Source organism: Candidatus Pelagibacter sp. (assembly GCF_052049855.1).
In the GTDB taxonomy this organism is placed as follows: domain Bacteria; phylum Pseudomonadota; class Alphaproteobacteria; order Pelagibacterales; family Pelagibacteraceae; genus Pelagibacter.
Genome location: NZ_JBNGZE010000008.1, coordinates 1 through 4,439, shown reverse-complemented (window position 1 = coordinate 4,439; position 4,439 = coordinate 1). Strand labels below are relative to the sequence as shown.

At 20.2% G+C, this 4,439-nt stretch carries 5 protein-coding genes; all 5 read right to left on the bottom strand.

What is annotated here, in order from left to right; translation table 11 throughout:
- Positions 1-154 precede the first annotated feature (154 nt).
- Positions 155-1,423 carry a hypothetical protein gene (locus ACTT9X_RS07120; RefSeq protein ID WP_440934939.1) on the bottom strand — a complete coding sequence of 423 codons (1,269 nt, stop codon included), beginning with the start codon at positions 1,421-1,423 and terminating at the stop codon, positions 155-157.
- Entirely contained in the window at positions 1,420-2,139 is a 720-nt protein-coding gene (locus ACTT9X_RS07115) for a hypothetical protein (RefSeq protein ID WP_440934938.1), read from the bottom strand. Before ACTT9X_RS07115 ends, ACTT9X_RS07120 begins: the two co-directional genes overlap by 4 nt.
- Positions 2,136-2,906, bottom strand: coding sequence for a glycosyltransferase family 2 protein (locus ACTT9X_RS07110; RefSeq protein WP_440934937.1), 771 nt, complete (start codon positions 2,904-2,906; stop codon positions 2,136-2,138). The genes ACTT9X_RS07115 and ACTT9X_RS07110 overlap by 4 nt, the downstream gene beginning before the upstream one ends.
- Positions 2,903-3,625: an FkbM family methyltransferase gene (locus ACTT9X_RS07105; RefSeq protein WP_440934936.1), complete on the bottom strand. Its 723-nt coding sequence runs from the start codon at positions 3,623-3,625 to the stop codon at positions 2,903-2,905. The genes ACTT9X_RS07110 and ACTT9X_RS07105 overlap by 4 nt, the downstream gene beginning before the upstream one ends.
- Positions 3,618-4,439: hypothetical protein (locus tag ACTT9X_RS07100; RefSeq protein WP_440934935.1), on the bottom strand; the 822-nt coding region annotated here is incomplete at its 5' end. The genes ACTT9X_RS07105 and ACTT9X_RS07100, both read right to left, overlap by 8 nt.

The following is a 4,439-nucleotide window of genomic DNA, read 5'->3' as shown; positions in this document are numbered from 1 at the left end:
AAAAAACTTGACTAAATTTTGAGCTATAAATCCTCTCTTACCAATTATTATTGTGGACATATATTAATTATATCTTTTTATCAAATAAAAAAAATCAGATTGGAAAACATGTTCATTTTTTTAAATCTGTTAATTTTTTTAAATCTTTTTAAAATCATTTTAATTTCTTAACTATAAAATAAAATATTGGTAACAAAAAAATACCTGAATGTTGTAATATAATTCTGTCAAAACTACCTATCATAGCAAAAGGGAAATCATACATAGTTGGTAAATAACTTGCAAATATACCAAGTGTAATAAAAACGTAAAAAATAAAAATATACCTAAATTTTGATAAAAAACGTCGGTCAGAAATATATATTGCTAATAAGATTAATAATGAGATTAATAAAAGTGGATTCTTAAATAGATTTATTAAATACCAGTAAATTATAGAATATAACCTGTAAAAAATATCAATTTCACTAATTCTTTGTAAAATATTTGCATCATACATTTGAACACTTGGATTAAGTGAAATGCCCCAAAATTTGTAAAAATACACTTTAATAACAAAAAGAAACAAAATACTAAATAAAGAGATAAGTTTGTTTTTTTTTTCTAAAAATAAAAATAAAATAAAACCATAGACAATCAAATAAAGCAAACCATCGGTCTTCGTCCATAAAATAAGGTTTAAAAGTAAAATTGTTAATATGAGATTTTTTTTTACATTATTTTTATTTATAAAAATTTCATATAAAAATCTAAATATAAATAAATTAAAGCTAAACAATAAAATGTCTTGCCTACCATCAAAATATTTACTTTCGTAAGAAAATAAAATTATAATTAAAAAGAGAATTAACTTTATATAAACTCTTGTTTTTAAAACGTTTACAGTGTGAGAAATAGCAAAAATATAGATCAATAAATAAGGTATTCTTCCAACATATTCATAATTTAAATAACTATTTTTCCAAAAATATCCCCACAAGTAAGTTCCAAAATGAGGATATTCATTTTTAATAGTAAAATCATCATTTACAAATTTTCCGTTGTAAAAAATTTTAGCTTTCTCAATCCAATAAAGTCTAGTGTCATGACTAAGAAATAAATCGTTTGTTATAACTATTGATAAGATAAAAAATATAAAAATTGAAAAAAGTGTTAAAATATCAATTTTAAAATCTTTTTTTAATAAAATTGAACAAACTATAATAATAAAAGACAAAGTGTATAAAAAAATAAAAAATTTCTCTTTTGATAAATCAAAAATTGATGCAATCCATATTAAGCTTAATAATAAAACCATATTTTGTGAAAAATTATCAATAGAAATTATTGATGTTTTTTTTTCATTATGAAAATTTAAAATTCCTCCAGTTAGAAAAATAAAAATTGAAAAAAATAGAAAAAAAATATTTAATAACTCAATCATAATTTTTTTGCATAGTAGCAATTTTCATATTGATCAATAATTTGAAAATTTTTCAGATCATATTTGTTTTTAAAATGAATCAACATAGTATCTAAAGAGTTATTTTTTGACAGATCTTTAAAAATTGGCTTAAAAATATACTTTTTCTGAGAATGAAAATTTTTAGAAAAATATTTTTTTATTTCTTCATTTAAATTTATTTTAAAATATTTTTTTTCCAAACCAAAATTTTTTAAGTCTAATTCAAATATTTTTTTTTCATTTTCAAAAATGTCTATTCTATTTAATTGATTAATTTCAGTAATTGAAAAAGATAAATGATTTGGAATTTTATGAAAGTTTGAATAGGAAAACTCGTATATATAATTATTATCTTCCTTTCTAAGATTAATCTTATCAATATTATTATATTTGATAAAAATATAATCAGTTTTACTTTTATTTTTTATGTCTGAAATTACCCAGTAAGGATTTCTTGAACCCGTGTACTTGATGATTTGAGGCAATTGATCAAATTCATATTTATTATAAATATAATTTATGAATCCAGCTGAGTAATTTGAACAATATCCATAAGTTTTATTTATTCTTTGATCGTAATTTAAGCTTATTAAATTATAAAATTTTCTTGGAAAATCAATTTTGTAAAGAAATACTAGTAATAGAGTAAAAACCAATAAATTTTTAGGATTTACAAATTTGTATTTTAATTTCATTTGTTAATGTAGTTGAATAATTTTGTTATATAATAATCAAAATTTGTAGGATATTTGTATTTATTTTTTTCACAATATAACTTTTCATAATTATGATAATCCAATCTTCGTTTCCACCACAAGTTAGACAAATGTTTAAATTTATAACTGACATTTGTTGGACTTACTCTATAAAATGTTAAATGCTCATCAATTATAAATGGTTTATTATATTTATATTTAGCATAAATACCTGCTCTAAAATCAAACCAAACATCATGAAACATTTTAATATCAACTTTTTCTATCAAATCAGAAAAAACATCTCTTTTTACACTCATACAACTTTGTTGTGTGATAAACGGAAAAAAACTTAATCTCAATTTTTTTGATTTATTTAATAAATTTTGTTTTGTGTCTCCTTCAATAATTGTTGGTAAATCGAATGCAATTTTTATATTATTTTCATGATAATTAATAACTTTGCTAATTTTTTCAGGATAAAAAAAATCATCACTGTCTAGAGTAAAAATAACATCTCCAGTAGAGTTTTGAAATGCTTTTTTGTAAGCATTTATTTGATTAAATGCTCCTACAGGTGAGTGACTTTTATTTTCAATTATTTTTACATCTTTATATTTTTTTACAACTTTTAATGAATTATCAGTTGAACAATCATCAAAAAATATAACTTCGAAATCTGTAAAGCTCTGATTTTGCAAAGATTGAATACATTGGTCGATAAATTTTTCACCATTGAAGTTAGCAATTAATACAGATGCTTTCATTTATCTTCTTTTCCAAAAATATATTCAAAACTTTTTCTGAAGGGCATTTTAGTTTTATAAATTAATTTAAAATTATTATGTTTTAATAACCTGATTATATCTTTAAATTTGTAGTTTTTCTTTATCATGTCATCGTAGTGGTGCTCAAAAAGTATATAATTAACCTTTTTCATATTTTTTTGAAAACCTTGCAATACTTCATATTCAAATCCTTCTGTATCAATTTTAAGTAAATCAATTTTATCTAAATTATACTCTGAAAAGTAACTATCTAAAGAAATGATTTTTAATTCTATTTTTTTAAAAAAATCCATATCTTGTCCTAAGCCTAAAAATAATTTTTTTCGGGAAAAATAATTTGATTTTATATTTATTTTATTAAATGTTGAAGATGAGCTTTCATGTGTTTGATTAAAAGATTGAGTTCGATTATTCTTTCCTAAGGCTATATTCTCGATTTGAATAATTTTTTTTAAATTTTGATCTAATTTACTATAATTTTTTTTTAAAATTATATAATTTTGTGGACTAGCTTCAAATGAATAAATTTTTTCAGGATTAAAATACTTCAGAAAAAGATTTATTGTTTCTCCATGATGTGCCCCAACATCGATTATATGTTTTAGATTTATTTTGTTTCTATGAAAAAAATTAATTATTTTTTTTTTATGAAGAAAATCAAAAAAGTTTAAAAAAAAAATTGTTAAATACTTAATCATTTTTAATAATAAAATACTTATCTTTATATTTTTTCAAAATAAATCTGTAATCCTTTTTACATTCTACATTTTTAGCATTACAGTTATTTAAATTATTTTTAAGAAAAATAATCTCATCACTAATTCTAAAATGAGATTTTGATATATTGTATCTGTAATCTTTAAATGGATTATAACTGTAAATATAATATTCTTTGTACAATCTAGAAATATTCCTACCAACAAAAACAACTAATGCAATAATTATAAAAATAAATATTTTTTTTTGTATATTTAAATAACTTTGTTTGAATGTTGATAAGTAGTATGCAGTTAAAATAATAAACATAAGCGCAAACAAACAGTATCCTCCATATCTTAGTGATGGATGATTAAAAAACCATTCTATAAATAATAAAAAAATAATTATTGTTAAAAATTTTAACTTTAATTTAGGAAATTTTTTTTTTTTTGAACCTTTTAATGAATAAAATATTATTAAACTTAAAACAAAAAGCCCCAAGATAAAATCAGATACTTTATTAAAAAAATAAATATTTATCCAATTTTTTAACCAATTAAAATTCTTTACATACAATTCAGGATTATCAACTCTAAAATTTGGTGCAGCACCACCTTTAGACCATAATTCGTACCAAAAATTCATATTAACAACTTCTTTCTTGCTGATTGCCCATTCAATATTTTCAAAACAAGTTATTGATAAAGGATAAATTAAACATCCAGTATTTTTAAAATAAGTGGAAAAAATTAATACAATATTAATTATTGCAAAAAAAATAATATAATTCTTAAAAATAATATTAAATAACTC

What these genes read in the sequence shown, in the direction of transcription:
- ACTT9X_RS07115 (WP_440934938.1), bottom strand. Translation starts at nt 2,139, where the DNA reads ATGAAATTAAAATACAAATTTGTAAATCCTAAAAATTTATTGGTTTTT.
- ACTT9X_RS07110 (WP_440934937.1), bottom strand. Translation starts at nt 2,906, where the DNA reads ATGAAAGCATCTGTATTAATTGCTAACTTCAATGGTGAAAAATTTATC.
- ACTT9X_RS07105 (WP_440934936.1), bottom strand. Translation starts at nt 3,625, where the DNA reads ATGATTAAGTATTTAACAATTTTTTTTTTAAACTTTTTTGATTTTCTT.
- ACTT9X_RS07120 (WP_440934939.1), bottom strand. Translation starts at nt 1,423, where the DNA reads ATGATTGAGTTATTAAATATTTTTTTTCTATTTTTTTCAATTTTTATT.